The sequence below is a fragment of the Caballeronia sp. dw_276 genome (genome assembly GCF_018449635.1).
Taxonomy (GTDB): domain Bacteria; phylum Pseudomonadota; class Gammaproteobacteria; order Burkholderiales; family Burkholderiaceae; genus Caballeronia.
On the sequence record NZ_JAAVUV010000003.1, the window covers coordinates 603,954 to 630,447 of the forward strand.

24 protein-coding genes are annotated in these 26,494 nt (G+C 61.2%); 9 read left to right on the top strand and 15 right to left on the bottom strand.

Annotated elements, in window-relative coordinates:
• Window positions 1-116 precede the first annotated feature (116 nt).
• From rpmB to nadB, 3 genes are all read left to right on the top strand, one after another.
• Entirely contained in the window at window positions 117-350 is a 234-nt protein-coding gene (gene rpmB, locus HB633_RS08655) for a 50S ribosomal protein L28 (RefSeq protein ID WP_031359861.1), read from the top strand.
• 11 nt (window positions 351-361) lie between these two features.
• The gene (gene rpmG / locus HB633_RS08660) at window positions 362-529 is read left to right on the top strand and encodes a 50S ribosomal protein L33 (RefSeq protein ID WP_006478046.1); all 168 of its coding nucleotides are present in this window, start codon (window positions 362-364) and stop codon (window positions 527-529) included.
• 226 nt (window positions 530-755) lie between these two features.
• Window positions 756-2,354 carry an L-aspartate oxidase gene (gene nadB, locus HB633_RS08665; RefSeq protein ID WP_213777655.1) on the top strand — a complete coding sequence of 533 codons (1,599 nt, stop codon included), beginning with the start codon at window positions 756-758 and terminating at the stop codon, window positions 2,352-2,354.
• On the opposite strand, the gene hutG is transcribed toward nadB, so the two are convergent.
• The 15 genes from hutG to purN form a co-directional block, all read right to left on the bottom strand.
• Complete coding sequence (gene hutG, locus HB633_RS08670; RefSeq protein WP_213777656.1) at window positions 2,351-3,151, bottom strand: N-formylglutamate deformylase; 801 nt, start codon at window positions 3,149-3,151, stop codon at window positions 2,351-2,353. The genes nadB and hutG overlap by 4 nt on opposite strands.
• A 12-nt stretch (window positions 3,152-3,163) precedes the next feature.
• Complete coding sequence (locus tag HB633_RS08675) at window positions 3,164-4,549, bottom strand: formimidoylglutamate deiminase (protein ID WP_213777657.1); 1,386 nt, start codon at window positions 4,547-4,549, stop codon at window positions 3,164-3,166.
• Window positions 4,546-5,781 (bottom strand): imidazolonepropionase, encoded by a 1,236-nt coding sequence (hutI, locus tag HB633_RS08680; protein WP_213777658.1) that lies wholly within the window; start codon window positions 5,779-5,781, stop codon window positions 4,546-4,548. The genes HB633_RS08675 and hutI overlap by 4 nt, the downstream gene beginning before the upstream one ends.
• A complete protein-coding gene (locus tag HB633_RS08685) occupies window positions 5,768-6,364 on the bottom strand; it encodes a HutD family protein (RefSeq protein WP_213777659.1) in 597 nt (198 codons plus the stop codon). The genes hutI and HB633_RS08685 overlap by 14 nt, the downstream gene beginning before the upstream one ends.
• 1 nt (window position 6,365) lies before the next feature.
• Window positions 6,366-8,048, bottom strand: coding sequence for a urocanate hydratase (gene hutU / locus HB633_RS08690; protein ID WP_213777660.1), 1,683 nt, complete (start codon window positions 8,046-8,048; stop codon window positions 6,366-6,368).
• 261 nt (window positions 8,049-8,309) lie between these two features.
• On the bottom strand, window positions 8,310-9,818 hold the full coding sequence (gene hutH, locus HB633_RS08695; protein WP_213777720.1) for an aromatic amino acid lyase: 1,509 nt from the start codon (window positions 9,816-9,818) through the stop codon (window positions 8,310-8,312).
• Window positions 9,819-9,908: 90 nt separating this feature from the next.
• Window positions 9,909-10,700, bottom strand: coding sequence for an ATP-binding cassette domain-containing protein (locus HB633_RS08700; protein ID WP_060856811.1), 792 nt, complete (start codon window positions 10,698-10,700; stop codon window positions 9,909-9,911).
• Between the two features lie 17 nt (window positions 10,701-10,717).
• Entirely contained in the window at window positions 10,718-11,503 is a 786-nt protein-coding gene (locus tag HB633_RS08705) for an ABC transporter permease (RefSeq protein WP_213777661.1), read from the bottom strand.
• Between the two features lie 27 nt (window positions 11,504-11,530).
• Window positions 11,531-12,253, bottom strand: a complete 723-nt coding sequence (locus HB633_RS08710; RefSeq protein WP_213777662.1) for an ABC transporter permease subunit — start codon at window positions 12,251-12,253, stop codon at window positions 11,531-11,533.
• Window positions 12,254-12,305: 52 nt separating this feature from the next.
• A complete protein-coding gene (locus HB633_RS08715) occupies window positions 12,306-13,172 on the bottom strand; it encodes a transporter substrate-binding domain-containing protein (protein WP_213777663.1) in 867 nt (288 codons plus the stop codon).
• Between the two features lie 315 nt (window positions 13,173-13,487).
• Window positions 13,488-14,375 (bottom strand): carboxylating nicotinate-nucleotide diphosphorylase, encoded by an 888-nt coding sequence (gene nadC, locus HB633_RS08720; protein ID WP_213777664.1) that lies wholly within the window; start codon window positions 14,373-14,375, stop codon window positions 13,488-13,490.
• Window positions 14,376-15,506, bottom strand: a complete 1,131-nt coding sequence (gene nadA / locus HB633_RS08725; RefSeq protein WP_213777665.1) for a quinolinate synthase NadA — start codon at window positions 15,504-15,506, stop codon at window positions 14,376-14,378. It lies immediately after the preceding gene.
• A gap of 143 nt (window positions 15,507-15,649) precedes the next feature.
• Window positions 15,650-16,846: a fatty acid desaturase gene (locus HB633_RS08730; protein WP_213777666.1), complete on the bottom strand. Its 1,197-nt coding sequence runs from the start codon at window positions 16,844-16,846 to the stop codon at window positions 15,650-15,652.
• A 279-nt stretch (window positions 16,847-17,125) separates the two neighbouring features.
• Complete coding sequence (locus HB633_RS08735) at window positions 17,126-18,427, bottom strand: RsmB/NOP family class I SAM-dependent RNA methyltransferase (protein WP_213777667.1); 1,302 nt, start codon at window positions 18,425-18,427, stop codon at window positions 17,126-17,128.
• Window positions 18,424-19,074: a phosphoribosylglycinamide formyltransferase gene (gene purN, locus HB633_RS08740; RefSeq protein WP_213777668.1), complete on the bottom strand. Its 651-nt coding sequence runs from the start codon at window positions 19,072-19,074 to the stop codon at window positions 18,424-18,426. Before purN ends, HB633_RS08735 begins: the two co-directional genes overlap by 4 nt.
• Before the next feature lie 168 nt (window positions 19,075-19,242).
• Between purN and HB633_RS08745 the strand changes: the two genes are divergently transcribed.
• From HB633_RS08745 to dut, 6 genes are all read left to right on the top strand, one after another.
• The gene (locus HB633_RS08745) at window positions 19,243-20,232 is read left to right on the top strand and encodes a bifunctional riboflavin kinase/FAD synthetase (RefSeq protein WP_213777669.1); all 990 of its coding nucleotides are present in this window, start codon (window positions 19,243-19,245) and stop codon (window positions 20,230-20,232) included.
• A 135-nt stretch (window positions 20,233-20,367) separates the two neighbouring features.
• Window positions 20,368-23,202, top strand: coding sequence for an isoleucine--tRNA ligase (gene ileS, locus HB633_RS08750; RefSeq protein ID WP_213777670.1), 2,835 nt, complete (start codon window positions 20,368-20,370; stop codon window positions 23,200-23,202).
• Window positions 23,202-23,702 carry a signal peptidase II gene (gene lspA / locus HB633_RS08755; RefSeq protein WP_213777671.1) on the top strand — a complete coding sequence of 167 codons (501 nt, stop codon included), beginning with the start codon at window positions 23,202-23,204 and terminating at the stop codon, window positions 23,700-23,702. The genes ileS and lspA overlap by 1 nt, the downstream gene beginning before the upstream one ends.
• A gap of 32 nt (window positions 23,703-23,734) precedes the next feature.
• Window positions 23,735-24,952 (top strand): bifunctional phosphopantothenoylcysteine decarboxylase/phosphopantothenate--cysteine ligase CoaBC, encoded by a 1,218-nt coding sequence (gene coaBC / locus HB633_RS08760; protein ID WP_213777672.1) that lies wholly within the window; start codon window positions 23,735-23,737, stop codon window positions 24,950-24,952.
• A 14-nt stretch (window positions 24,953-24,966) separates the two neighbouring features.
• Window positions 24,967-25,980 (top strand): LLM class flavin-dependent oxidoreductase, encoded by a 1,014-nt coding sequence (locus HB633_RS08765; protein ID WP_213777673.1) that lies wholly within the window; start codon window positions 24,967-24,969, stop codon window positions 25,978-25,980.
• Entirely contained in the window at window positions 25,977-26,423 is a 447-nt protein-coding gene (gene dut / locus HB633_RS08770) for a dUTP diphosphatase (RefSeq protein WP_213777674.1), read from the top strand. The genes HB633_RS08765 and dut overlap by 4 nt, the downstream gene beginning before the upstream one ends.
• The last annotated feature ends 71 nt before the right edge of the window (window positions 26,424-26,494 follow it).

A 26,494-nucleotide genomic window follows, 5' to 3' on the forward strand; every position in this document is an offset into this window, starting at 1 on the left:
ACCAACCTGTTCCGAGCGTACGCAGTCATTTCGGGCATGCCATTGTGCTAGCCCGTAGCGGTCCAAAGTGTACTTGCCGTTCGAACTCAGAATTAAAGCGTCTTAGGAGTGCTCTCATGGCACGTGTATGCCAAGTAACCGGGAAGGGGCCGATGAGCGGCAACAACGTTTCCCATGCGAACAACCGCACCAAGCGTCGTTTCCTGCCCAATCTGCAAAACCGTCGCTTCTTCGTTGAAAGCGAAAACCGTTGGGTTCGTCTGCGTCTCTCGAACGCCGGCCTTCGCCTGATCGACAAGAACGGCATCGACTCCGTGCTCGCAGATTTGCGCGCACGTGGTGAAGTCTAAGGAGCACGAATATGGCCAAGGGCGCACGCGACAAGATCAAGCTGGAATCGACCGCTGGCACGGGTCACTTCTACACGACCACGAAGAACAAGCGCAACATGCCGGAAAAGATGGCGATCAAGAAGTTCGATCCCGTTGTCCGCAAGCACGTTGAGTACAAGGAAACGAAGATCAAATAAGGTCTTGGTTTCGGTTGTATCGCTGCACAAAAAAAGCCTCGCTCACGCGAGGCTTTTTGCTTTGCGCCAGCGCTTGCGCATCGGCCGTCCTCTGCCCCTACTGCCCGAACGGCAAAGTGACCGGATTGCATGCCGCACGTTATGCTTATCGACCATACTTTTTCACATGCCATCGGCGTGAATCGAAAAGGTCATGGCGGACAATCAAAAACGGAGACGTGGCAGGATGAATTTCGATGTGGCAATCATCGGCAGCGGGTTGGCGGGCCTGAGCGTCGCCCTGAATCTTGCGGACACACGGCGCGTCGTGATCCTCGCCAAACGCAGCGTGAGCGAGGGCGCGAGCGACTGGGCGCAAGGCGGCATTGCAGCCGTGCTCGATTCCGGCGACAGCACGGACAATCACTTCGATGACACGCTCGTCGCCGGCGCCGGGCTGTGCGACGCGGCGGCCACGCGGTTCATCGTGGACAACGGGCGTGCCGCTATCGAATGGTTGATCGAGCAAGGCGTGCCGTTCACCAAGGATGTTTCCGCCGAGCTCGGCTTTCATCTGACGCGCGAGGGCGGCCATAGCCACCGGCGCGTCATTCACGCCGCCGACGCCACCGGCCACGCCGTCGTCAGCACGCTCAACGAGCGCGTGCGCAATCATTCGAACATCACGGTTCTCGAAGATCATCACGCCATCGACCTGATCACGTCGGAGCACCTCGGGCTTCCCGGGCATCGATGTCACGGCTTGTATGCGCTCGACATTGCCAGCGGACGCACCGTCACCATCGAAGCGCCACATACCGTGCTCGCGACCGGCGGCGCCGGGAAGGTCTATCTCTACACCACGAACCCGGATACCGCGACGGGCGATGGCATTGCGATGGCCTGGCGCGCGGGCTGCCGCGTGTCGAACATGGAGTTCATCCAGTTCCATCCGACCTGCCTGTTTCATCCGTACGCCAAGTCGTTCCTGATCTCCGAAGCGGTTCGCGGCGAAGGCGGCATCCTGCGTCTACCCGACGGCACCCGTTTCATGCCCGCGCACGACGAACGCGCCGAGCTGGCGCCACGCGACATCGTGGCCCGGGCGATCGACTTCGAGATCAAGAAGCGCGGTATCGACTGCGTGTATCTCGATATCAGCCATCAACCCGAAGCGTTCCTGCAGGAGCACTTCCCTACCATCCTCGCGCGCTGTCGCGAATTTGGCATCGATATAACCAAGGAGCCGATTCCCGTCGTGCCGGCCGCGCATTACACGTGCGGCGGCGTGGTCACAGATCTGGCCGGGCGCACGGATCGCGCCGGGCTTTATGCCGTGGGGGAAACGTCGTGCACCGGTCTGCACGGCGCGAACCGGCTTGCCAGCAATTCCCTGCTCGAATGTCTCGTGATCGGACGCGCTGCGGCGCAGGCTATGGAGGCCGAAGGCTATGCCACGAGTGCGCACGAACCGCTGCCGGCATGGGACGAAAGCCGCGTGTCCGATCCGGACGAAGAAGTTGTCGTCGCGCACAACTGGGACGAGTTGCGCCGGCTGATGTGGAACTACGTGGGCATTGTGCGCACCGATAAACGCCTGGCTCGCGCGCAGCATCGGATTGCATTGCTGCGCGATGAAATCCACGAGTACTACGCGAATTTCAAGGTGAGCCGGGATTTGCTCGAACTGCGCAATCTGGTCGATGTCGCTTCGATGATCGTGGAAAGCGCATGTTCGCGGCGTGAGAGCCGCGGCCTGCACTTCAGCCGCGATTGGCCGGAGACCTTGCCGAAGGCGCTACCGACCGTGCTCACGCCGCCGGTGCTCAGGCGGCGGGAAAGTTAAGCCGCGCGTACCGCGTCCAGCGCGTGCTGCACGAGGGTCTGAATTACCGGAGCGACCTGCCCTGCACGTGTTTCATCGTATTTGTATGGACGCGTTTCTTCCATATACGTGATTTGCGAGAGCTCCAGTTGCACCGCGTGGATGCCGTCCTGCGGCTTGCCAAAGTGCCGCGTGATGTAGCCGCCCTTGAAGCGCCCGTTTGCAACAGCCGTGTATGCGCCGTTCTCCGCGACCAGCGCCTCGAGATTCTCGGCCAAACCCGGCACCGCGCTTTCGCCGCCCGCTGTGCCGAGGTTGAAGTCGAAGAGCCTGCCATCGAAGAAACGCGGCACGTGCGAGCGGATGGAATGTGCTTCCCACAACAGCACCTTGCCGTGCGTGGCTTTCAGACGCGCGAGTTCTTCGGCAAGCGCGTTGTGATACGGCCGCCAGTATTTTTCTCGACGATCGGCGATCTGCGCTTCCGTCGGCGCGCCGCCTTCCGGGTAGAGCGGTTCGCTGTTGAAGGTATCGACGGGACACAGGCCGGTTGTATCGCGTCCTGGGTAGAGGTTTGCGCCGTCGGGTGGACGGTTCAAATCGATCACGTAGCGCGAATTGAACGGCGCCAGGATCGACGCGCCCATGTCCACGGCGAACGCGTAGAGGCGTTCGAGATGCCAGTCGGTGTCGTCGACTTCGCGGGCGATGGGATTCATTGTTGCCGCGATAGTTTCCGGAATCTGCGTGCCGGCGTGCGGGATGGAAATCAGCAGCGGCGCCGTGCCGCGCTTCAAGGTGAAAACCTGATCGGTCATGGATGCGTTCCTTTATTTGAGCAAGCCCGCCAGCGTTTTCCGATACTGCCCGAATGCCTCGCGTTCATCGCGATGCCGGCGCGCTTCGACCACGACTTTACCGCCGACACAAACATCCAGCACGGGCGTCTCGCCATGTTCGCAGAACACGACACCCGATAACCACGCGTCCGGCGCCTGCCCGGCGATGGCCGAATGGTCGGGATCGAGCACGATGAAATCCGCACGGCGTCCCGTTTCCAGCGCACCGACCGCGCGGCCGGTCGCGTACGCGCCGCCTTGCATGGCGGCATCGAACAGGCGATCGGCGACGTGCGTTTGCTTCTCCGATGCCAGCACGTTGCGCTCACGCCGCGTAAGACGTTGTCCGTATTCGAGCAGACGCAGCTCGGAGCGCCAGTCGAGCGCGATATGGCTGTCCGAGCCGAGCCCGAAGCGGCCGTTGTCGGCGAGATAGGCGTGCGTCGGAAAAATGCCGTCGCCGAGATTGGCTTCGGTCGTCAGGCACAAACCCGCTACGGCGCGGCTTGCGGCCATCGCGCGGACTTCGTTTTCATCGACGTGCGTTGCGTGCACGAGGCACCAGCGTTCGTTCACGTCGAAGTTGTCGAGCAGCCATTGCACCGGGCGCGCTTTCAGGACGTCGAGACAGGCATCGACTTCCGCCGTCTGTTCCGCGACATGGATGTGCACCGGCGCGCCGGGAAATTCGCGGTCGAGGCCGGCGAGCATCCGTCCCAACGTCTCCTTCGATACCGCGCGCAGCGAGTGCGGCGCGACGCCATATCGGCGATTGCCGTTTTCCGGTTGAGTCGAGCGCAATGAAACGAGCGCGTCCAGCAGGCTTTCCGGCGTATGGATGAAGCGCGCCTGGCCCGGCGTAGGCTCGCGTGCTCCAAAGCCGCTGAACTGGTACAGCACGGGCAGCATCGTCATGCCGATGCCGGTTTGCTCGGCCGCGCCGACCACGCGCGCGGCCATTTCGGCGGGATTCGCGTAGGGCGCGCCGTCGGGCGTGTTGTGCACGTAATGGAATTCGCAGACCGACGTATAGCCCGCCTTCAACATTTCGATGTAAAGCCAGCGCGCAATATCGCCCAGACTTTCCGGCGATATCCGTGCGGCGAACCGATACATCAGATCGCGCCAGCTCCAGAAACTGTCCGTGGGGTTCGCGCGATATTCGGTGAGGCCGGCCATCGCGCGCTGGAACGCGTGCGAGTGGAGATTCGGCATGCCGGCGAGCACGGGGCCGTTGGCTTTCTGCACGCCCGCCGGCTGCGTGGTGTCCGGTGTCACGGCAATCAACGTGCCGTGATCGTCCCATTCGAGCAGCACGTCGCGGCGCCAGCCATCCTGCAAACGCGCGTGTTCGGCAAACAGGCTGTTTTTTGTCATGCGATTTTCCGTTTGTCTACGGTGATGGCGCCGTGCCGCACGACCAGCGCGCAGCGGTCCAGCCCGGTCCAGTACGCCAGTTCCGCGAGCGTCTCGATATCCCACGCGACGAAATCCGCCTTCGCGCCGAGCTTGATTTCGCCGGCGACATCGGCGTGACCGAGCGCTTTTGCGCCGTGACGCGTGACGCCCGCAAGCACCTCGGCCACCGACAGCCGGAACAACGTGCAACCCATGTTGAGCATCAACAACAATGACGTGCTCGGCGATGTACCCGGATTGCTGTCAGTTGCGAGCGCGATGGGCACGCCGTGACGGCGCAGCAGGTCGATCGGCGGCAACTGCTTCTCGCGGATGAAATAAAACGCGCCGGGTAACAACACGGCCACCGTGCCGGCTTCGCGCATGGCGATGGCGCCGGTTTCATCGAGGAATTCGAGGTGATCGGCGGACAATGCGTGATGCTTCGCCGCGAGCACCGCGCCGCCCATCAGCGACAACTGTTCCGCGTGCATCTTCACGCGCAAATTCAGTTTCGATGCCGCGTTGAACACGCGCTCGGCTTGTTCCAGCGTGAACGCAATGCGCTCGCAAAAGACATCGACGGCATCGATCAAACCTTCGGCCGCGAGCGTCGGCAACATCTCTTGGCAGACGTGGGCGATGTAGTCATCGGCGCGACCGGCGTATTCCGGCGGCAACGCGTGCGCACCGAGGAACGTCGTGGAAATCGTTACCGGCCGGGTTTCGGCTAGGCGCCGCGCGACACGCAGCATCTTGCGTTCGGTCGCCAGATCCAGGCCATAACCCGACTTGATCTCAAGCGCCGTCACACCCTCGGCGAGCAGCGCGTCGAGGCGTCGCAGAGATTGCGCGAACAATTCGTCTTCGCTCGCCGCGCGCGTGTTGCGCACCGTCGAGACGATGCCGCCGCCGCGTTTCGCGATGTCTTCGTAACTCGCGCCTTCGAGGCGCATCGCGAATTCTTCGGCGCGGTTTCCGGCGTAGACGAGGTGCGTATGGCAATCGACCAGACCCGGCGTGACGATTCTCTGCTGCAGATCATGATTTGAAGCGTCGGCGAACCCGGACGGCAAATCGGCTTCCGCGCCGAACCATTCAATGCGGTCGCCGCGTACGACGATCGCCGCGTTTTCCACGACGTCCGCCGGATCGGCGCGCGGCGCAAGACGTGCGTTGCGCCAGACCTGCAAAACGTTATCGAGGGCCATGGCCGGGATCCTTTGAAACGATGCGGGCATCGATCAGAACCGCCTCGTGCGAAAGCGGCTCGATGCTCAGCGCGCCATTCTCGCTTGCATCGATAACCAACGCATCGCCTTGAGCTAGTCGCTCGCCGTCCACCGCAAACTCGCCCAGCGCGCAGACCAGCACGACGCTGCCCTGCTCCACTTGAAGCGTTTCGGCAGCGCGCCGTACCGTCACTTTTCCCGACACGCGATCGCGCCTCAACATGAGGTTGAGATCACGCGTGGGACCGTGGGGCAGTTCCGCGCTGATCGACGACTCGCCCGCAAACGCGACCGAATCCCAGCGCGAGAGGACGTACTCCGGCCCGTCTGAATCGATGAGCACCATCTCCTTGCCCTCGATCAGCGTCAGCACGCGATCGACTCCCTCGAACACCGAAAACGCGCCCGCCGCCGATACATCCGCGACGCTCACGCGCCAGTCGAATGCATCGAACGCGGCGCCCTTCGGTGACGCCGCGATCTCACGCGTTGCGCCGCCGCCGTTTTTCCACGGCACGGCCTTCAAATCGGCCGCGCGGATGATGCTGAAGGCAAATGACATATCAGGTCGTGATGAACGGAAGGTCGAGACCGAACTTTTTAGCACATTCGATGGCTTGCTCGTAACCGGCATCGCCGTGACGCATCACGCCTGATGCGCAGTCGTTCACGAGAACGCGCGCCAGACGCTTGTGAGCGGCGTCCGTGCCATCAGCAACGATCACCATGCCCGCGTGCTGCGAATAACCCATGCCCACGCCACCGCCATGATGCAGGCTGACCCACGTCGCGCCGCCGGCCGTGTTCAAAAGCGCGTTCAGCAACGGCCAGTCGGACACGGCGTCCGTGCCGTCCTTCATGCTTTCCGTCTCGCGATTCGGGCTTGCGACAGAACCCGTGTCCAGATGATCGCGGCCAATGACGATCGGCGCTTTCAGCTCGCCGTTCTTCACCATCTCGTTGAATGCGAGACCGGCGACGTGACGTTCGCCCAGGCCCAGCCAGCAAATGCGCGCCGGCAAACCCTGGAACGCGATGCGGTCGCGCGCCATATCGAGCCAGCGGTTCATGCCGGCATTGTGCGGGAACAATTCTTTCAGCTTGGCGTCGGTCTTGTAGATGTCTTCCGGATCGCCGGAAAGCGCGACCCAGCGGAACGGGCCCTTGCCTTCGCAGAACAACGGGCGAATGTACGCGGGAACGAAGCCGGGGAAATCGAAAGCGTTTTTCACGCCGTCATCGAAAGCGACCTGACGCAGGTTGTTGCCGTAATCGACGGCGGGGATGCCCATTGCGTGGAAATCCAGCATGGCCTGGACGTGCTGGGCGCACGAGCGTTGCGCGGCGGCCTTGAGTTCGGCATGTTGCGATGCATCCAGCGATGCCGCGCGCCACTTTTCCAGGCTCCAGCCAGCCGGCAGATAACCGTTGATCAGATCGTGCGACGAGGTTTGATCGGTGACCAGATCCGGCTTGATGGCGCCGGCCTTCGCGCGACGCACGAGTTCCGGGAGCACTTCGGCGGCGTTGCCCAAAAGTGCGATCGAGATTGCATCGCCGGCGGCCGTGTGTTGCTTGATCAGTTCGAGCGCGTGATCGATGTCCTTCGCTTGTTTATCGACGTAACGCGTGCGCAGCCGGAAATCGATACGCGTCTGATCGCACTCAATATTCAGCGATACCGCCCCCGCGAGCGTGGCCGCGAGCGGCTGCGCGCCACCCATGCCGCCGAGACCCGCCGTCAGAATCCAGCGGCCTTTCCAGCTGCCGTTGAAATGTTGGCGCGCTGCTTCCACGAACGTTTCGTACGTACCCTGCACGATCCCCTGGCTGCCGATATAGATCCAGCTTCCGGCCGTCATCTGGCCGTACATGAAGAGACCCTTGCGATCGAGTTCGTTGAAATGTTCCCACGTCGCCCATTTCGGCACGAGATTCGAGTTCGCGATCAGCACGCGCGGCGCATCGGCGTGCGTCTTGAACACGCCAACCGGCTTGCCTGATTGCACGAGCAGCGATTCATCGTTTTCCAGGCGCTGCAGCGTTTCCAGGATCTTGTCGAGGCATTCCCAGTTGCGCGCGGCGCGGCCTATACCGCCGTACACGACCAGCTTGTCCGGGTTCTCGGCGACTTCGGGATCGAGATTGTTCAGCAACATCCGATACGGCGCTTCAGTGAGCCAGCTCTTGCACGTGAGTTCGGTGCCGCGCGGTGCGCGCAGGGGACGCGGATTGTGGTTTTTCATCAAAGCACTCCTCGGACAGGATGGGGAATATTCGGTGTCTTGAGGCCGGTGGCGCGGCTTTCAATGAGCTTTGCGCGCTGGGCCGACAAGTTGTATATACAAGTCTGAATTAAAATAAAAAGGAGTGCAAGCGAAGCTTTATCCAATCGCGTAGGGGTTTACTTTAATGAGACGAGAGCGAGGCCTGGCGGGGGGCGGCGAGCGAAACAAATGGAAGTGCCGCCAGCAAATGGCGGCACGAATCTGTCTATACAGCAGGGTTTAAAACGCTGGGGCGGCTTCGCAGACGAAGGCGACCGCGGCGGCAATATCGCCGGCGAGAGGCCGGTCATCGCGATATTGCGAGATCACGGCACGCACGCTCCGGTACACCGCGTCCGTTTTCGGCGCACGCGCCAGGTCGGCGGGTTGCAGGTCGTAAGCTTGTGTTGTCGCAAGCAACTCGATGGCGAAGATGCGCTCCGCGTTCGCGATGATCTCCAGCGCCTTCAGCGCGGCCGGCGTCGCGTGGCACAAATGGTCTTCCTGCAAACCGGACGTGATGCCGCCATCGAGGCTCGCGGGCATCGCAAGCCGCCGGTTGTGCGCGACCAGCGACGCCGCCGTGTACTGCGCGATCATGAAGCCGGAACACGTGCCGCCGCTATCGGCGAGAAACGCGGGTAGGCCGCTTACCAACGGATTCACCAGCCGGTCGATACGCCGCTCCGCCATCGCCGCGACTTCGGCAACGGCCGTGCTCAGGCTGTCCATCGCGAGGCCGATTGACGCACCCACCGCATGCGCCTGCGAAAACACGCGCGGCGCGGCGAGTGTACCGGTGACAACGGGGTTATCGGTGACGGACGCCAGTTCGCGGTTCACGACTTCGGCGGTGGTCACGAACACATCGCGCGCCGCGCCGTGAACATGGGGAATCGTGCGCAGGCTCAGCGGGTCCTGCGTGCTGCGCCCAAACGATGCCGCGATGATCCCGCTGTCGGCGAGAAGCTCGCGCAAATGCGCGCCCACCGCCGACAATCCCGGCGATATCCGCAGCGCGAGCGAATCGCTGTCGAAAGCGGCGGCCTGGCCCCGCAAGTTCTCGAAGGTCATCGCGGAGATGGTGTCGGCCCATTGCAACAGGCGTTCGGTGCGCGCCAAAGCAAGCGACGCAAGCCCCGTCACGCATGGCGTGCCGTTGACCACGCTCAGGCCTTCCTTCGCCTCGAGCACCAGCGGTTCGCGCTCGAGCCGCTGCAGCGCACGCGCCGCGCTGATCCGGCCGGTGTCATCGCGGACAAAACCTTCGCCGATCAACACCAGCGCGATATGCGCCATATGGCTCAGATATCCGACCGAACCGAACGCCGGCACTTCGGGAATCGCGCCGCTGTCGAGCAGCGCGACGAGCAGATCGACCAGTTCGAGGCGCACGCCCGACTTCCCGTGCGCGAAGTTGTTCACCGCCGCCGCGATGATCGCGCGCGTTTCCTCGCGCCGCAGCGGTTCGCCCACGCCCACCGCGTGACTCATCAGGATATTGCGCGACAACGTGCGCTGCTCGGACGGCGACACGATCACATCGCACAGCGCGCCCACGCCCGTGTTCACGCCATAAGCGCGAATCCGGCGCTCGACGATCTGCTCGACCAGCGCGCGCGCATGATCGACGCGAGCGCGCGCATCAGGCGATAAAACCAGCTTCGCGCCAAGCGCGATCCGCGCGATATCGCGCCAGCCTAAAGGTGCATCGAGATTCACCACGGCCGTTTTATATCCATGATCAATACCATCATTCAACCCGGCGCCGATGACCACGGAATCAATCGATGGCGCCTGTAAAAGGGAACTGGCCAGCACGTCAACCTCGCTTGCAAATTAGTTTGCGGTACGGGAATGATGACTCGATACAAACTGCTGGAAGCGCTCCGAGCATCGTCCGTTAAAGAGGTCGTCGGGCGCGCCTTCGGCATCGACTTGTCCTTGATGCAGGAACATCACCCGGTTCGACACATGGCGCGCAAAGCCCATTTCGTGCGTGACGACCAGCATGGTCCGGCCTTCTTCGGCGAGCGCGCGCATCACGCGAAGCACTTCGCCTACCAGTTCGGGATCGAGCGCGGACGTGGGTTCATCGAACAGCATGACCTTGGGGTGCATCGCCAGCGCGCGCGCAATTGCGACGCGCTGTTGCTGGCCGCCCGATAAATGCGCGGGATATGCATCGCGCTTCTCGTACAGACCGACCTTCGTGAGCAATTGTTCGGCTTCTTCAACGCATTCGGCGCGCGTGCGCTTTTGCACGCGCAACGGCCCTTCGATCACGTTCTGCATCACCGTCATATGCGACCAGAGGTTGAAACTCTGGAACACCATGCCGAGTTGCGAACGAATCCGGTCGACCTGTTTGCGGTTGCCGGGCTGCAGGCGGCCATCGCGACCACGCTTCATTTCGATGGCTTCGCCCGCCAGTTTCACTTCACCGTCATCGGGCGTTTCGAGCATGTTGATACAGCGCAGGAACGTGCTTTTTCCCGAGCCGCTCGCGCCGAGAATCGAGATCACGTCGCCTTCGTGCGCGTCGAGGGAAATGCCCTTGAGCACGTGCGCATCGCCGAAAGATTTGTGGATGTTGCTCGCCGAAAGCGCAATGGAGTTGCTGGTGTTCATGAGTTTCTCCCTCTGATTCACGAATCGATATGCGTGTTTGGCACCGTCGCCGTCTTGAGCGAAGAAGGCGAAGAAGCCGATGCAGGCGCAGACTTCTTCGCCGCCGTGCCGTTACGGTCGCGCAGATGCGGCGAGAGCTTCTTTTCGAGCATCCCGAGCGCACGCACGATGATGAAATTCAGCACGAGATAAATGGCCGCGGCGCAGATGAAGACTTCCATCGTCCGATAGGTTCGCTGAATGATTTGCTGCGCGACGCCGGTCACGTCCCAGACGGTGACGAGACTTGCGAGCGCGGTCGATTTGACGAGCAGCACGGCTTCGGTGGAATACGCGGGCAATGCGTAGCGCAGCGTGATCGGCGCGATGATCCGGCGCAACACGGTCCAGCGCGACATGCCGCACGCGAGCGCCGCTTCAATCTGGCCGTGCGGCACGGATTGCAGACCGCCGCGAATGATTTCGGCGGTATATCCGGCCGTGCACAACGCCAGCGAAAGGATCGCGCACGCGTACGGTTCGCGCAGCACGGGCCAGACAAAGCTCGCACGGACTGCGGGAAATTGCCCGAGCCCGTAATAGACAAGGAACATCTGGATCAAGAGCGGCGAGCCGCGGAATACCAGAATGTAGCCGCGCGCAAAACGGTTGACCGCCCAGTTCGGGCTCACGCGCATCGCGACGATCACGAGGGAAAGCAGCCCTCCAATAATCAGCGAGGCAAAGAAAAGCCCTAGCGTGGTCGGGACGGCGGCAAGGAGTTTCGACAACGTATCGCCGAGAAATTCGAAATCGATGTTCATGGTCGGATTTCCTTGGGGACGTTTGTCTTAATGGCGCGCGAGCGTGCCGCGGAACGACCGGCCGATGCGCGCTTCTGCGCGATCGAAGACACGGTTCGAGAGGCTCGTGAGGATCAGATAAAGCACGCCGCCGACCACGTAGAACGTGAAATATTGATGCGTCGATCCAGCCGCGACCTGGCTTGTGCGCATCAGTTCGGCGAGCCCCGTCACCGCGATCAACGCCGAATCCTTGAGGCTCAACTGCCACACGTTGCCGATCCCCGGCAGCGCAAAACGCACGACTTGCGGGATCAGCACGCGCCGCCACATCGTCGGCATGGACATGCCTATGGCGCGCGCCGCCTCGATTTCCCCACGCGACACCGCCAGCACGGCCGACCGGTAAACCTCCGCCTGATACGAGCCCGAAATCAGCCCGATGGCGAGCGCGCCAACCACGAACGGCGGTACGCCGATAAACCCATCGGCGCCAAAGAACTGCCCGACGGCGGTGACCACCGAAGAACCGCCGAAGTAAAAGAGATAGATGATCAGCAGTTCGGGAATCCCGCGAAACAGCGTTGTATAAGCGTCGCCGATAACCCTCAGCGTGCGGCTGCGCGACAGTTTCGCCGACGCGACCATCGCGCCGAACACAGCGCCCACGGCCAGCGCGGCAATGGTCAGAAGCACGGTCATGAGCAGCGCAACCAGCAGCGCGCCGCCCCACCCTTGCTCGCCGAAGCCGAGTAGTTGAACCAGATTCATCGTTTATCTCCTGCGGTGGTGCATCGTCGGGCGTTGATCAGCAGCGATCAAATCAAGGCGTGGCGTCGACCTTCATCCACTTCATCGAGAGACGCTTGACGGTGCCGTCGGCGAGCGCCGCGGTAATGCCTTCGTTAAATTTCGCTACGAGGTCCTTGTCGGACTGACGAAATGCGAGCGCTTCGCCCGGTCCCCAGACGGGTCCCGAGATCTTCGGTCCCGTGAATGCCAGGCCCTTGTTTTCCGGCTTCGCGAACGCGGATGCCCAATACGTGCTGTCGTCGAACGCGACGTCGATACGGCCCGCTACCAGATCCAGGTCATGCTCCGGCGCGGTTTTGTATTCGCGGATGGTGGCGACGTCCTTGAAGTTCGTATCGATGAACTTCGTATATACCGTGCCCGATTGAATGCCGATGGTCTTGCCCTTCAGCGCCACGCGAAGTGCGTCGACGGTGGCTTTGTCGTGCGCTGCGTCGCCGGTGAGTTTGACGATCTGCCCTGCTCCCGGCTGCTTGGCGAGCGCGGCCGGCGCGTCACCGGAAGCGACGAACGCTGCGGGTGTGGACGCATAAGGCTTCGAAAACGCGATGATTTTTTCACGTTCAGGCGTGACCGAGATGGCGTCCATCAGCACGTCGAACTTGCCCGCTTGCAGACCGGCGATCATGCCGTCCCAATCTTGCGTCACGAGCTTGCACTGAATCTTGATGCGGTCGCATACGTTCTGGATCAGTTCAGGCTCGAAGCCACCGAGCTTGCCGCCCGGCAGCGTCAGGTTCCACGGTTCGTACGCGCCTTCGGTAGCGATCGTGACGGATTTCCAGTCCTTGGCCTGCGCGCTGGCAGCGCCAAAGGCGATAACACCAACGGCCACCGATGCCACCAGTCGCGCCAGCAAGTTCATTTTGCCTGTCATGTTGAGCCACTTTTCCGAAAATGAGTGATTGACCGATTGGCGAATCGCCAACTTGTATAGACAAGCATGCATTGAACAAAAAGGACTGGCAACGGTTTTTGTTTGCAAGCGCGAAAAGTTAGGGAAAATACCGACCGGCTTGACAGATAAGGCTTACGGGGAAGTTACGAGGACAATAGGAGGAAATTCGGAGAAGAATCAGCGCGCTTTGGAGGGAACGTCACAAAGTTGTCTAGACACGACGTTACGCGTACAGCAGGAGAGGTTCAGGATCATGGCGCGTTGCACGCCATGATCGTCACTGCGTTGGATGGCTTATTCCAGGCGCATCGAATAATCCGTGGCGCGAACGTCCTTCGTCAAGGCGCCGATTGAAATCCTGTCCACGCCGGTCTCGGCGATCGTGCGCACGCTGTCGAAGTTCACGCCGCCCGAAACCTCCAGTACCGCGCGCCCGGCAGTCAGGCCCACGGCGTCGCGCATGGCGTCGAAGCTGAAGTTATCGAGGAGAATCGATTCCGCCCGATGCGCCAACGCCGTTTCGAGTTGTTCCAGCGTCTCGACTTCGATTTGAACAGGTACGCCGGCGTTCAACGCCAGCGCCGCGTCCATTGCCGCGCCCACGCCGCCCGCTGCAGCAATGTGGTTTTCCTTGATCAGGATGCCGTCGTAGAGCGCCAGACGCTGGTTCGCGCCGCCGCCCACACGAACCGCGTATTTCTGCGCGAGACGCAAGCCGGGCAAGGTTTTGCGGGTATCGAGGATCTGCGCGCGCGTGCCTTCGATGGCATCGACATACCGCCGCGTCGCGCTCGCCACGCCGGACAGCAACTGCAGGAAATTCAATGCGTTACGCTCGGCCGTCAACAACGCGCGCGCCGGACCGCGCAGCAGCACGACAGGCGAATCGGCACGCATGCGCGCACCTTCCTGATAAAGCCATTCAACGCGAATCGATGCATCTACGCGACGAATCACCCCCTCGAACCATGGCACGCCGCACAGCACCGCTTCCTCGCGAACGATGATGCGCGCCGTCCGTTCGATCTTCGCCGGCACAAGAAGCCCAGTGCGGTCGCCATCGCCGATATCTTCGGCAAGCGCATCGGTCACGTTGCGCTCCAGCGCTTGCTCAAAGGCCGCGCCGTATTGCGTGCGGATTTCATCGAATAAAGGACTCACCAACTGACTTGCAGAAGACATTCACGCCGCTCCGACATTTGAAAACAACGAACCATCCTTCGCCAGATCGCCGCTTGCCTGCACGCGCTTCTTGTGACGCGCGGCGAAATCGAGCATCCGGTCGATAGGCACACGCGCCCGTTCTCCAATCGCACGGTCCACGAAAATCTCGTTGTTGCCGCGCTCGAGGACCGCGGCGAGATTGGTCAAGCCGTTCATGGCCATCCACGGGCAATGCGCGCAACTCTTGCAGCTCGCGCTGTTGCCGGCGGTCGGCGCTTCGATGAACTCCTTGCCCGGCGCCGCGAGCCGCATCTTGTGCAGAATCCCGAGATCCGTCGCCACGATAAAACGCTTCGCGTCGAGCTTCACGGCGGCATCGATCAATTGCGTTGTCGATCCAACCACATCCGCCAACGCAACCACGCCTTCGGGCGATTCCGGATGAACGAGAATCTTTGCATCGGGATATTCGGCGCGCAACAAATCGAGCTCGATACCTTTGAACTCGTCGTGCACGAGACATGAGCCTTGCCACAGCAGCATGTCGGCGTCGGTTTTTTTCTGGATGTAGGAGCCCAGATGCCGGTCCGGCGCCCAGAGGATTTTCTCGCCGCGCGCGTGCAGGTCGGCGACGATCTCCAACCCAATCGACGATGTCACCATCCAGTCCGCGCGCGCTTTCACGGCTGCACTGGTATTCGCGTACACAACGACCGTCCGGTCGGGGTGAGCATCGCAGAAAGCCGAGAATTCGTCGGCGGGACAACCGAGGTCAAGCGAACACGTGGCGTCCAGATCGGGCATCAGCACGCGCTTTTCGGGGCTGAGAATCTTCGCCGTCTCGCCCATGAAACGCACGCCGGCCACAACCAGCGTCTGCGCGGCGTGATCGCGCCCGAAGCGCGCCATTTCCAGCGAATCCGCGACGCATCCACCGGTTTCATCGGCGAGTTCCTGCAGCTCGGCATCGACGTAATAATGCGCGACCAGCACCGCCTTCTCTCGCACGAGCAACGCGCGAATGCGCTCCTTCAACGCGCGCTTTTCTTCGCGCGACGGCGTATCGGGCACTTTCGCCCATGCTTGACCAATGCCACACGTCAGTCCTTGCGGCCGGTCGTACTCGACGCTTTTTATCGCCTGCTCCATCGCTTGCCTGTCTCCGATATCGTGAAAACGGCGCGTTTTATCGCCGCTCCAAAACGACAAAACCCCGCCAGAGCGGGGTCTCGTAACGTCATGAAATTTTAACGGATATCAGTGACGAAGGTTCTTGCGTTTCAAGCCGAGGTTCAGGCGTATCGGCGCAGGCGCGAAGCAAAATCCTGCAGCGCCTTGATCCCGCTTTGCTCCGCCCGATGGCACCAGTCCTGCAATTGCGCGAGCAACTGTTCGCGCGATGCGTTGGAACGGTCCCACATGGCCGCCAGATCCTGACGCAGTTCAATGTAAGTGCGCAGCTTGTGGTTGTCCGAGAACAGCGCCGGCAATTGCTGGCGTTGCGGCTCGTCGAGACCCGCTTCTTCCTTGTGCGCCCACTTACGCGCACCGCGCATCAACTGGTACTTGTCCGTGGAACCGCCGTCCTTCAGCTTCAGCAGTTCCTGACGATACGCACGCTTCATCGCCTTGCCGTAACGCGCCATCACTTCATAGCGGTTCGACAAAACGGCTTGCAGCGTGTCGTGATCGAGCACGGGCTTCGACGTCGACAAACGCGGCGTGGGAGCAATCTTCTTGACCTTGGCCAGCTTGAACGCCGACATGATGCGGATATACATCCAGCCAATATCGAATTCGTACCACTTGTTCGACAGCTTCGCCGACGTCGCGTACGTGTGATGATTGTTGTGCAGTTCTTCGCCGCCAATCAGGATGCCGAGCGGGAAAATGTTCGTGCTCGCGTCAGCCGAATTGAAGTTGCGATAACCCCACCAGTGAGCCAGACCGTTGACCACGCCCGCAGCCCAGAACGGAATCCAGATCATCTGCACGGCCCAGACCGACAGACCGACAATGCCGAACAGCGCAATGTCGATGACCATCATGATGCTGATGCCGAGAATCGGATAACGCGTGTAGACGTTGCGTTCCATCCAGTCGTTCGGCGTGCCGTGACTGAACTTGCGCATGGTTTCCTCGTTCTTGGCTTCCGAACGATACAACTCGGCGCCTTCGAGCAGGACTTTCCAGATGCCGCGCGTTTGCGGACTATGCGGATCTTCTTCGGTCTCGCATTTGGCGTGATGCTTGCGGTGAATCGCGGCCCATTGGCCGGTCAACATGCCTGTGGTCATCCACAGCCAGAAGCGGAAGAAATGGCTGACGACCGGATGCAGCTCCAGCGCGCGATGCGCCTGGCAGCGATGCAAATAAACGGTCACGCCGATGATCGTGATATGCGTCATCACGAGCGTGAACAACAGGATCTGCCACCACGTGAGGTCCAGCAAACCGTTGGCGAGAAATTCAAGCGATGAATTCAGCAAGGCAATTTACCTAAAAGGCGGTGAAATTTAGCCGAACGAAAACAGAATCGACGGCTGTTGGGTGCATGAAAGGATTATGCACGTGGTTCGACGGCATTTTACGTCATGCGTTCCAAGTCTTTGTGTCGATGGAGGAAATTTTTGATTTCGCGCAAAAGCAACGGGAATTTTGACCGCTGATTTCCCGTCGTGTTTAGCGCGGTTAACACCAATTTCCCCTGTTTAGTGAGATTGACCACGGATTGACGCCATTCCGTAGTCAACATGGGCAGATACCACTTATTCGGCAGCGGCCTCATCCGTCGGCGTCTCTTTTGCCGGATTTGGCAGGCGTTCGAGCACAGCTGCGAAGAAACCGTCCGTGCCGTGCTTATGCGGCCACAATTGCAGATAGTCGCCGGTATCGAGATCGATACGTTGTTCCGCCAGCACGTCTTTCGCCGGAACCAGCTTGAACTGCGGATGCGTCGAAAGGAATTGCGTCACGACGCCTTCGTTTTCAGCTTCGAGCATGCTGCACGTGGCATATACGAGACGGCCGCCCACTTTCACGAGTCGGGACGCGCTGGTCAAGATGGAAAGCTGCTTCGGCGTCAGTTCAGCAACCGATTCCGGCGATTGACGCCATTTCAGGTCCGGATTGCGCCGCAGCGTGCCGAGGCCGGAACAGGGAGCATCGACCAGAACACGGTCGATCTTGCCGGCCAGCCGCTTGATCTTCGCGTCATGTTCGCTGTCGATCAACACCGGATTCACGTTCGATAAACCGCTGCGAGCCAGGCGTGGCTTGAGTTTCGCGAGGCGTCGGTCGGAGACGTCGAAGGCGTAGAGACGGCCCGAGGAACGCATCATCGCGCCGAGCGCCAGCGTCTTGCCGCCCGCGCCCGCGCAGAAGTCCACGATCATTTCTCCGCGACGGGGCGCGACGAGCGAACAAAGAAGCTGGCTGCCCTCGTCCTGCACTTCGATCCAGCCGTCCTGGAACGGTTGCAGGCGCGTCAGCGCCGGCTTGCCGTCGACCCGCACGCCATACGGCGCGAACGGCATTTCACCGGCATCGATACCCGCTTCGGTCAGCGTCTTGATCACCTGGTCGCGCGTCGCCTTGATCGGGTTCGCGCGCAAATCGAGTGGCGCCGGGTAATTCAGCGCGGCGGCGAGCTGGGCAAGCTCGTCGGTGTCGAACCGTTTGGTCATGGAATCGTAGATCCACTGCGGCAGATTCGTGCGCACGCGTACCGGCAAACTGCCCGGATCGATCTTCGAAACCTGGTTGAGCCACTGGTATTCGTCGGCGGAGATGAACGGTTTTACCGCCGATAAACCCGCCGTCTGCATCAGGCCCAGCAATGCGAGACGCCGCGCCTGGTTGCCCGCGCCGCTTTCCGCGAGATGCGAAAACTCCATTTTCCGGCGCAAGACCGCAAATACCGCCTCGGCGATAACCCCGCGTTCGTTGTGGCCGAGCTTGGGATGCGCGCGGAAAAACCGGCTGGTCGCGGCGTCCGCCGGACCACTGAAACGCAAAACGTCAGCCAGCAACGTCTCTGTCTGTCCTATCAAAAATCCATGAAGCCTCATACGCCCTCCCCGGCAATGTCGGCAAAGAGCCATTGCGGCTCTGGTGGCGTGAGCACGACACGCTCGCCGTCGATGGCAAGACGCCCGTCGACAAACCAGCGCACCGCGCGTGGGTAAATAATGTGTTCTACAGCCAGCACCCGGTTGGCGAGCGCGGCTGGGTCGTCGCCGGCCAGGACCGGCACCGCTGCCTGCGCGATGATCGGACCATGATCAAGCGCCGGTGTGACGAAATGAACGCTTGCGCCATGCACGCGCACGCCGGCATTCAGGGCTTGTTGATGCGTTTTCAGCCCTGGAAAGGCCGGCAACAGCGACGGATGAATGTTGATCATGCGTCCCGCGTAGCGTTCGACAAACGCGTCAGTCAGCACGCGCATGAAGCCCGCGAGCACGACCAGATCCGGTTCAAAACGATCGATACTGCGTGAAAGCGCCTGATCGAAGGCTTCGCGTGTCTCGAATTTGCGATGATCGACCGCGTTTGTTTCAATGCCGTTTGCCGCCGCGAACGCAAGTCCGGCGGCATCGGGCCGATTCGAGATAACGGCCGCCACCCGGGCCGGCCAGCCTTCACGCGCGCAGGCCCGCACGACGGCTTCCATATTGGTTCCCCGCCCGGAAATCAGGATGACGATTTTTTTCATCGGGCGATTTTATCATTCGATGCCCGTAAAACCGTCCGATTCGGCACCGCCCAAAGCGGGCGCGGCGTCCGCCGATCCGTTCGAGCGTTTATAATCGAACGCTTTGCGGCATCCGTGCTTCAAGCGCTGCAGCCAATTTAACCGCCAACCGCCGACCCAGCCGATATCGTGAGAGTCTTCCGCGGCCTACCCAATGCCGAAAGCCGTGCGCCCTGCGCGCTGACCATCGGCAATTTCGACGGTGTCCACCGCGGTCACCAGGCACTGCTCGCCCACGTCCGCGCCGCCGCCGACGCCCGCGGGCTGCCGGTCTGCGTGATGACTTTCGAGCCGCATCCCCGCGAATTCTTCAATCCCGCCGGCGCGCCGCCACGCATCGCCATGCTGCGCGACAAGCTCGAAGCGCTGCGCACGAACGGCGTGGATCGCGTCGTGGTCGAGCATTTCAACAAGACTTTTGCCGCCCAGTCGCCGGACAGGTTCGTCGAAGATGTGATCGTGAACGGGCTGCACGCGCGCTGGGTCATGATCGGCGACGATTTCCGTTACGGCGCCAAACGCGCCGGCGATTTCGAATCGCTTGAAGCGGCGGGACGCAAATACGGCTTCGAAGTCGAGCAAATGGCGACCGTCGCGGACCTCAACGGCGCGCGCATTTCGAGCTCGGGCGTGCGGGCGTCGCTGGTTGCGGGCGATCTGGACGCAGCCCGCCTTGCGCTCGGCCGCCCCTATGTCATCAGCGGCCACGTGGTGCACGGGCAAAAGCTCGGGCGCGACCTCGGTTTTCCCACGCTCAACGTTCCGATTGCGCACAAGCGGCCGGCACTCGCGGGGATTTTTGCCGTGCGCGTGCATGGGCTCGCAGCCGACCCGCTGCCGGGCGTGGCGAGTCTTGGAATACGCCCGACCGTCGACGATTCCGGCCGTGTCCTGCTCGAAACCTTCGTGCTCGACTGGCATGGCGACGCCTATGGCAAGCTCGTGCGGATCGAGTTCCTGCAAAAGCTGCGTGACGAGGAAAAGTACGTGGACCTCGAAACCCTGACGGCGGCCATCGCCCGCGACGTGACCAACGCGCGCGCGTACTTCGCCGCCGACGTCAATTCAAGCGGCCGTGACAGCGGTTTCGCAACGTCGGCAACAGATCGAATTAGGTGAGCGCGTAGTGCCGGGCCGCAAGTCCCGACGCGCTGCCCGCTGCCTCGTCCACCCCATATCAAGCACTTCGAGCCCGTTCCCGGATGCGAGTCAAATCCGGAACCGCCGCTTCATCGAATACATATCGAGTCATCCATGAGCAACAAGAAAGAAGCCAAGCCCCAGTCGAAATATCCGGTCAACCTGCTCGATACACCGTTCCCCATGCGCGGCGACTTGCCCAAGCGCGAGCCGCAATGGGTCAAGGAATGGCAGGACAACAAGATCTACGAGAAGATCCGCGCCGCCAGCCAAGGCCGCAAGAAGTTCATCCTGCACGACGGCCCTCCATACGCGAACGGCGACATCCACCTCGGCCACGCGGTGAACAAGATCCTGAAGGACATGATCGTGAAGGCGCGCAATCTGGCGGGCTTCGACGCGGTCTACGTGCCGGGCTGGGATTGTCATGGCATGCCGATCGAAATCCAGATCGAGAAGCAGTTCGGCAAGTCGCTGCCGGCGCGCGAAGTGATGGAAAAAGCCCGCAAATATGCCAGCGAGCAGATCGAAAAGCAGAAGGTCGGCTTTCGCCGCCTGGGCGTGCTGGGCGACTGGGACAACCCGTACAAGACGATGAACTTCGTCAACGAAGCGGGTGAAATTCGCGCGTTGGGCAAGATCCTCGAGAAGGGTTATGTGTATCGCGGGCTGAAGCCGGTGAACTGGTGTTTCGATTGCGGCTCGGCTTTGGCCGAAGCCGAAGTGGAATACAAGGACAAGACCGATCCGACCATCGACGTGATGTTTGCTTTCGCCGAGCCGGAGAAAACCGCCCAGGCGTTCGGACTCGCCGAGTTGCCGAAGCAGGATGGCGGCATCGTGATCTGGACCACGACGCCCTGGACGATTCCGGCCAATCAGGCGCTGAACGTGCATCCGGAAATCGTCTACAGCCTCGTCGATACTGAAAAGGGTCTGCTGATCCTGGCCGAAGATCGCGTGGAGGAATGCCTGAAGCAGTACGGCGTTACAGGCACGACCATCGCGACCACGACGGGCGAGAAGCTGAGCGGCCTGCGCTTTCATCATCCGTTGAGCGCAGCGCATCCGGGCTACAAACGCACGGCGCCTGTGTACCTCGGCGAGTACGTGACAACGGAAAGCGGTACGGGGATCGTGCATTCGTCGCCGGCTTATGGCGTGGAAGACTTCGTGTCGTGCAAGGCGCACGGCATGACCGACTCCGACATCATCAACCCGGTCATGGGCGATGGCCGCTACATCGAATCGTTGCCGCTTTTCGGCGGCCTGTCCATCTGGGAAGCGAACGATCAAGTCATCGAAGCGCTACGCGGCGCGCATTCGCTGCTCAAGACCGAGAAGTACACACACAGTTATATGCACTGCTGGCGCCACAAGACGCCGATCATCTATCGGGCGACGTCGCAGTGGTTTGCGGGCATGGATGTAAAGCCGAACGATACGTCCCGCACGTTGCGCGAGACCGCGCTGGAAGGTATCGAAAACACGGCGTTTTTCCCGGCGTGGGGCAAGCAGCGTTTGTACAGCATGATCGCGAATCGCCCGGACTGGACGCTTTCGCGTCAACGTCAATGGGGCGTGCCGATGGCGTTCTTCGTCCATAAGGAAACCGGCGAACTGCATCCGCGCACGCTGGAATTGCTCGAGGAAGTGGCGAAGCGCGTGGAGGTGAGCGGCATCGAGGCGTGGCAAACGCTCGACCCGCAAGAACTGCTCGGCGACGAAGCCAACATGTACGAGAAGAATCGCGACACGCTCGACGTGTGGTTCGATTCCGGCACGACGCACTGGCACGTGCTGCGCGGCTCGCACAAGGATTCGCTGCAGTTCCCGGCCGACTTGTATCTTGAAGGTTCGGACCAGCATCGCGGATGGTTCCATTCGTCGTTGCTGACCGCTTCCATGCTCGATGGCCGTCCGCCGTACAACGCCCTTCTCACGCACGGCTTCACCGTCGACGGCGAAGGCCGGAAGATGTCGAAGTCGCTTGGTAATGGTATCGATCCACACGACGTCGCTAACCGGCTGGGCGCGGAAATCATCCGCTTGTGGATTGCATCGACGGATTATTCGGGCGAACTCGCGATCTCGGAAGAGATCCTGAAGCGTGTGACGGAGACGTATCGGCGGATTCGCAATACCTTGCGTTTCCTCTTGTCCAATCTCTCCGATTTCGACTTCGAGAAAGACGCGCGTCCTGTCGAAGACTGGCTTGAAATCGATAAATACGCGGTCGCACTCGCACAGAACCTGCAAGACGATGTCCTCGCGCATTACGAGAAGTTCGAGTTCCACCCGGTGGTATCGAAGCTCGCGACGTTCTGCTCGGAAGACCTCGGCGGGTTTTATCTCGACGTGCTGAAAGATCGGCTCTACACCATGAAGCCCGATTCGCACGAACGCCGCGCGGCGCAGACGGTGCTGCATCACATCGCGCATGGTTTGTTGCGACTGGTCGCGCCGTATCTGTCGTTCACGGCGGAAGAGGCGTACAAGGTCCTGCAACCCGGCCGCGATACGATCTTCACCGAGGTTTATCACGACTATCCGCAAGTGCCCGATGCGGGCGAGTTGCTCGACAAGTGGACGCTGATCCGCTCGGCGCGCAGCGACGTCACCAAGGCGCTGGAAGAAGCGCGCACGGCCAACCTGATCGGTTCGTCGTTGCAGGCTGAAGTCGAAGTGCGGGCAAGCGGCGCGCGTTATCAGGCGCTGACCAGTCTCGGCGACGATCTCAGCTTCGTGCTGATTACATCGGCGGCGCAGGTTGTGGAAGTGGCGAAGGAAGCGGACGAAGGCGTCGATGTGGTTGCATCGAAGTACCTGAAATGCGAGCGCTGCTGGCATTACACGGAGGACGTGGGGGCTTCGGCGGAACATCCGGGCTTGTGCTTCCGGTGTATCAGCAACCTCTTCGGCGAAGGCGAAAAGCGGAGCGCAGCATAATGGCAAGAACGATGTCGAAACAAAGCAGTGGTTCACTCGCGCCGTGGCTGGGTGTGTCGTTGATCGTGATTCTCTTCGATCAACTTTCGAAAATCGCCGTTGCGCGCGTGTTCAGCTATGCCGAACCGCACGCACTGACGCCGTTCTTCAACCTGTTCCTCGTCTATAACAAAGGGGCAGCGTTCAGCTTTCTGGCGGCCGCCGGCGGATGGCAGCGCTGGGGTTTCACGGCGCTCGGCGTGGTCGCGGCGATCGTGATCATCTATTTGCTCAAGCGCCACGGCACGCAGCGTTTGTTCTGCACGGCGCTTGCGCTGATCATGGGCGGCGCACTGGGGAACGTGATCGATCGCGTGGCTTACGGGCATGTGATCGATTTCCTGGATTTCCACGTCAACGGGTGGCACTGGCCGGCGTTCAATCTTGCCGACAGCGCGATTACCATCGGCGCGGTGCTGCTCGTATTCGACGAACTGCGGCGCGTGCGCGGAGCGAAGTAACCCGCCTTATGGCGAGACTCACGGAGGCAGCGTTGGACACGGCAGAACTCGCAGGAAAGCATCTGGTACTTGGGCTGTCGGGCGGTATCGCTTGCTACAAGATCGCTGAGCTCACGCGTTTGCTGGTGAAAGCCGGCGCGACGGTTCAGATTGTCATGACCGAAGCCGCCACGCAATTCATTACGCCCGTGACCATGCAGGCGCTGTCCGGGCGGCCCGTGTACACGTCGCAATGGGACGCGCGGATTGCGAACAACATGGCGCATATCGATTTGTCGCGTGAAGCCGATGCAATCGTGATCGCACCGGCATCCACCGACTTTATCGCCAAGCTTGCACATGGGAATTGCGACGATCTGCTCTCCACGTTGTGCGTGGCGCGCGATTGTCCGCTGCTCGTCGTCCCCGCGATGAACCGCCAGATGTGGCAGAACCCGGCGACGCAACGCAACGTCGCGCAACTGCGTGCCGACGGCGTGCAAGTGCTCGGCCCGGATTCCGGCGCCCAGGCGTGCGGCGAAGTGGGCGATGGCCGGATGCTGGAGCCATCGGCTACGTTCGAAGCGATTTGCGCGTTCTTCCAGCCGAAGATATTGCACGGGCATCGCGTGTTGATCACGGCCGGCCCGACGTTCGAACCACTCGATCCCGTGCGCGGCATCACCAATCGATCATCCGGAAAGATGGGTTTTGCGTTGGCGCGTGCGGCGGCTCAGGCCGGCGCGGACGTGCATCTCGTGGCTGGGCCGGTTGGACTTGAAACGCCCTGGGGCGTGTATCGTGAGGACGTGCAGACCGCGCAGCAAATGCACGACGCCGTGCTGCACGCCACGGCGGATTCGGACATCTTTATCGCGGTGGCGGCCGTCGCCGACTGGCGCGTCGATCATGTCAGCGAACACAAGATCAAGAAGGCCGCCGATCACGCAATGCCTACATTCACTTTCATCGAAAATCCGGACATTCTCGCGACCGTCGCGCGTCTGCCGAACCCGCCGTATTGCGTGGGCTTTGCGGCGGAAAGCGGCGATCTGGAAGTGCACGGCGAAGAGAAACGCGCGCGCAAAAATGTGCCTTTGCTGATTGGCAACCTCGGGCCGCTGACGTTCGGCCTCGATGACAACGAGGTCGTGCTGTTCGAAGCGTCGGGCATCACGCGCCTGCCTCGCGCCGATAAAAAACTGCTGGCCCGTTTGCTTATCGCGGAGATTGCGAAGCGTGCGCCGCGCAGCGGCTCGCTGCTGTCCTGACCGGTCAATCCGCCATGCCAATCAAACTCTCCGTACTCGATCAAACGCCAGTCATTCACGGCCATACCACCGCGGACGCCATCGCGGCCACGCTCGATCTCGCGCGTCTCGCCGATGAACTCGGCTACACGCGCTACTGGTGCGCGGAGCATCACGGTTTGCGGGGTGTATCGAATCCGTGTCCGGAAGTTTTGCTTGCGCGCATTGGCAGCATCACGCAACAAATTCGCATTGGTTCGGGCGGCGTCATGCTGCCCTACTACAGCTCGTTCAAGGTGGCCGAGCAATTCCTGATGCTCGAAGCGCTGTTTCCGAATCGCGTGGATCTGGGTGTTGGACGTGCGCCCGGTGGCGACATGCGCACGGCGCAAGCGGTGGCCGCCGGCGACTACAATCGCGGCGATATTTTCCCGCAGCAGGTCGGCGAACTCGTTGGTCTCTTCGACGGAACCCTGCCTGAAGATCATCTCGCGCATGGCGTTTTGCTGCAGCCGGAAATCGAAACGCGTCCCGAATTATGGATGCTCGGTTCCAGCGACTTTGGCGGTTTGCTCGCGGCACAATTGGGCATTCGCTTCGCGTTCGCGCACTTCATCAACGCGCAATATGGGCACAGGGTGGCGGAGGCGTATCGCGAGCGGTTCGTGTCGCGTAATGGATCGAAGCCTTATCTTGCGACCGCCGTGTTCGTGATTTGCGCCGATACCGAAACCGAAGCCGCCGCGCTCGAACGCGCCGTGGATTTGCGTCGCGTGCAGATGGCTTATGGGCTGAACATGCCGATTCCATCGATTGCACAGGGCGCCAACCAGGCGTTCGGCGAGCGCGAACTGGGCGTGATTGCGCGCGAAAAGAATCGCAGCATTATCGGCACGCCCGAACGCGTGACCGAACAATTGCACGAACTCCAGCAACGCTTCGATGCCGACGAGCTGATCGTGCTGACCGTTGCAGGAAGTTATCAGGCGCGGCTGCGCTCGTATGAACTGCTGGCCGAAGCGTTTGAACTCAACAAACAGAACCCATGAAACTCGACATCAAGATCCTCGATGCGCGCATGCGCGATTACCTGCCCGCTTACGCCACGCCGGGAAGCGCCGGCCTCGATCTGCGCGCGTGCCTGGACGCGCCCATCACGCTCGAGCCGGGTCAGACGACGCTCGTGCCGACCGGGTTGGCGATTCATATCGAAGATCCGGGTTATGCGGCGCTGATCTTGCCGCGTTCCGGTCTGGGCCATAAGCACGGCGTGGTGCTTGGGAATCTGGTCGGGTTGATCGACTCGGATTATCAGGGGCAACTGATGATATCGACGTGGAATCGCGGCCAGACCGCATTCACGTTGAACCCGCTGGAACGCTTGGCGCAACTGGTGATCGTGCCGGTGGTTCAGGCAACGTTCAATATAGTCGATGACTTCGCCCAGAGCGAGCGCGGCGCCGGCGGTTTCGGCAGCACGGGCAAGCACTGAGCTTCTAAACGATCGATCTCAAGTGCACGCAGCGAGGCCGAAATCGGTACTGGGCCCCACGCGGCAAACAC

Excerpts from the sequence above, each read along its gene's own strand:
- purN (WP_213777668.1), bottom strand. The coding sequence starts at position 19,074 with ATGAAAAAAATCGTCATCCTGATTTCCGGGCGGGGAACCAATATGGAA.
- HB633_RS08710 (WP_213777662.1), bottom strand. The coding sequence starts at position 12,253 with ATGAATCTGGTTCAACTACTCGGCTTCGGCGAGCAAGGGTGGGGCGGC.
- dut (WP_213777674.1), top strand. The coding sequence starts at position 25,977 with ATGAAACTCGACATCAAGATCCTCGATGCGCGCATGCGCGATTACCTG.
- hutU (WP_213777660.1), bottom strand. The coding sequence starts at position 8,048 with ATGAAAAACCACAATCCGCGTCCCCTGCGCGCACCGCGCGGCACCGAA.
- nadB (WP_213777655.1), top strand. The coding sequence starts at position 756 with ATGAATTTCGATGTGGCAATCATCGGCAGCGGGTTGGCGGGCCTGAGC.
- nadC (WP_213777664.1), bottom strand. The coding sequence starts at position 14,375 with ATGTCTTCTGCAAGTCAGTTGGTGAGTCCTTTATTCGATGAAATCCGC.
- rpmG (WP_006478046.1), top strand. The coding sequence starts at position 362 with ATGGCCAAGGGCGCACGCGACAAGATCAAGCTGGAATCGACCGCTGGC.
- HB633_RS08700 (WP_060856811.1), bottom strand. The coding sequence starts at position 10,700 with ATGAACACCAGCAACTCCATTGCGCTTTCGGCGAGCAACATCCACAAA.
- nadA (WP_213777665.1), bottom strand. The coding sequence starts at position 15,506 with ATGGAGCAGGCGATAAAAAGCGTCGAGTACGACCGGCCGCAAGGACTG.
- HB633_RS08715 (WP_213777663.1), bottom strand. The coding sequence starts at position 13,172 with ATGACAGGCAAAATGAACTTGCTGGCGCGACTGGTGGCATCGGTGGCC.
- hutG (WP_213777656.1), bottom strand. The coding sequence starts at position 3,151 with ATGACCGATCAGGTTTTCACCTTGAAGCGCGGCACGGCGCCGCTGCTG.
- HB633_RS08675 (WP_213777657.1), bottom strand. The coding sequence starts at position 4,549 with ATGACAAAAAACAGCCTGTTTGCCGAACACGCGCGTTTGCAGGATGGC.
- HB633_RS08735 (WP_213777667.1), bottom strand. The coding sequence starts at position 18,427 with ATGAGGCTTCATGGATTTTTGATAGGACAGACAGAGACGTTGCTGGCT.
- HB633_RS08765 (WP_213777673.1), top strand. The coding sequence starts at position 24,967 with ATGCCAATCAAACTCTCCGTACTCGATCAAACGCCAGTCATTCACGGC.
- HB633_RS08685 (WP_213777659.1), bottom strand. The coding sequence starts at position 6,364 with ATGTCATTTGCCTTCAGCATCATCCGCGCGGCCGATTTGAAGGCCGTG.
- rpmB (WP_031359861.1), top strand. The coding sequence starts at position 117 with ATGGCACGTGTATGCCAAGTAACCGGGAAGGGGCCGATGAGCGGCAAC.
- hutI (WP_213777658.1), bottom strand. The coding sequence starts at position 5,781 with ATGGCCCTCGATAACGTTTTGCAGGTCTGGCGCAACGCACGTCTTGCG.
- lspA (WP_213777671.1), top strand. The coding sequence starts at position 23,202 with ATGGCAAGAACGATGTCGAAACAAAGCAGTGGTTCACTCGCGCCGTGG.
- ileS (WP_213777670.1), top strand. The coding sequence starts at position 20,368 with ATGAGCAACAAGAAAGAAGCCAAGCCCCAGTCGAAATATCCGGTCAAC.
- HB633_RS08705 (WP_213777661.1), bottom strand. The coding sequence starts at position 11,503 with ATGAACATCGATTTCGAATTTCTCGGCGATACGTTGTCGAAACTCCTT.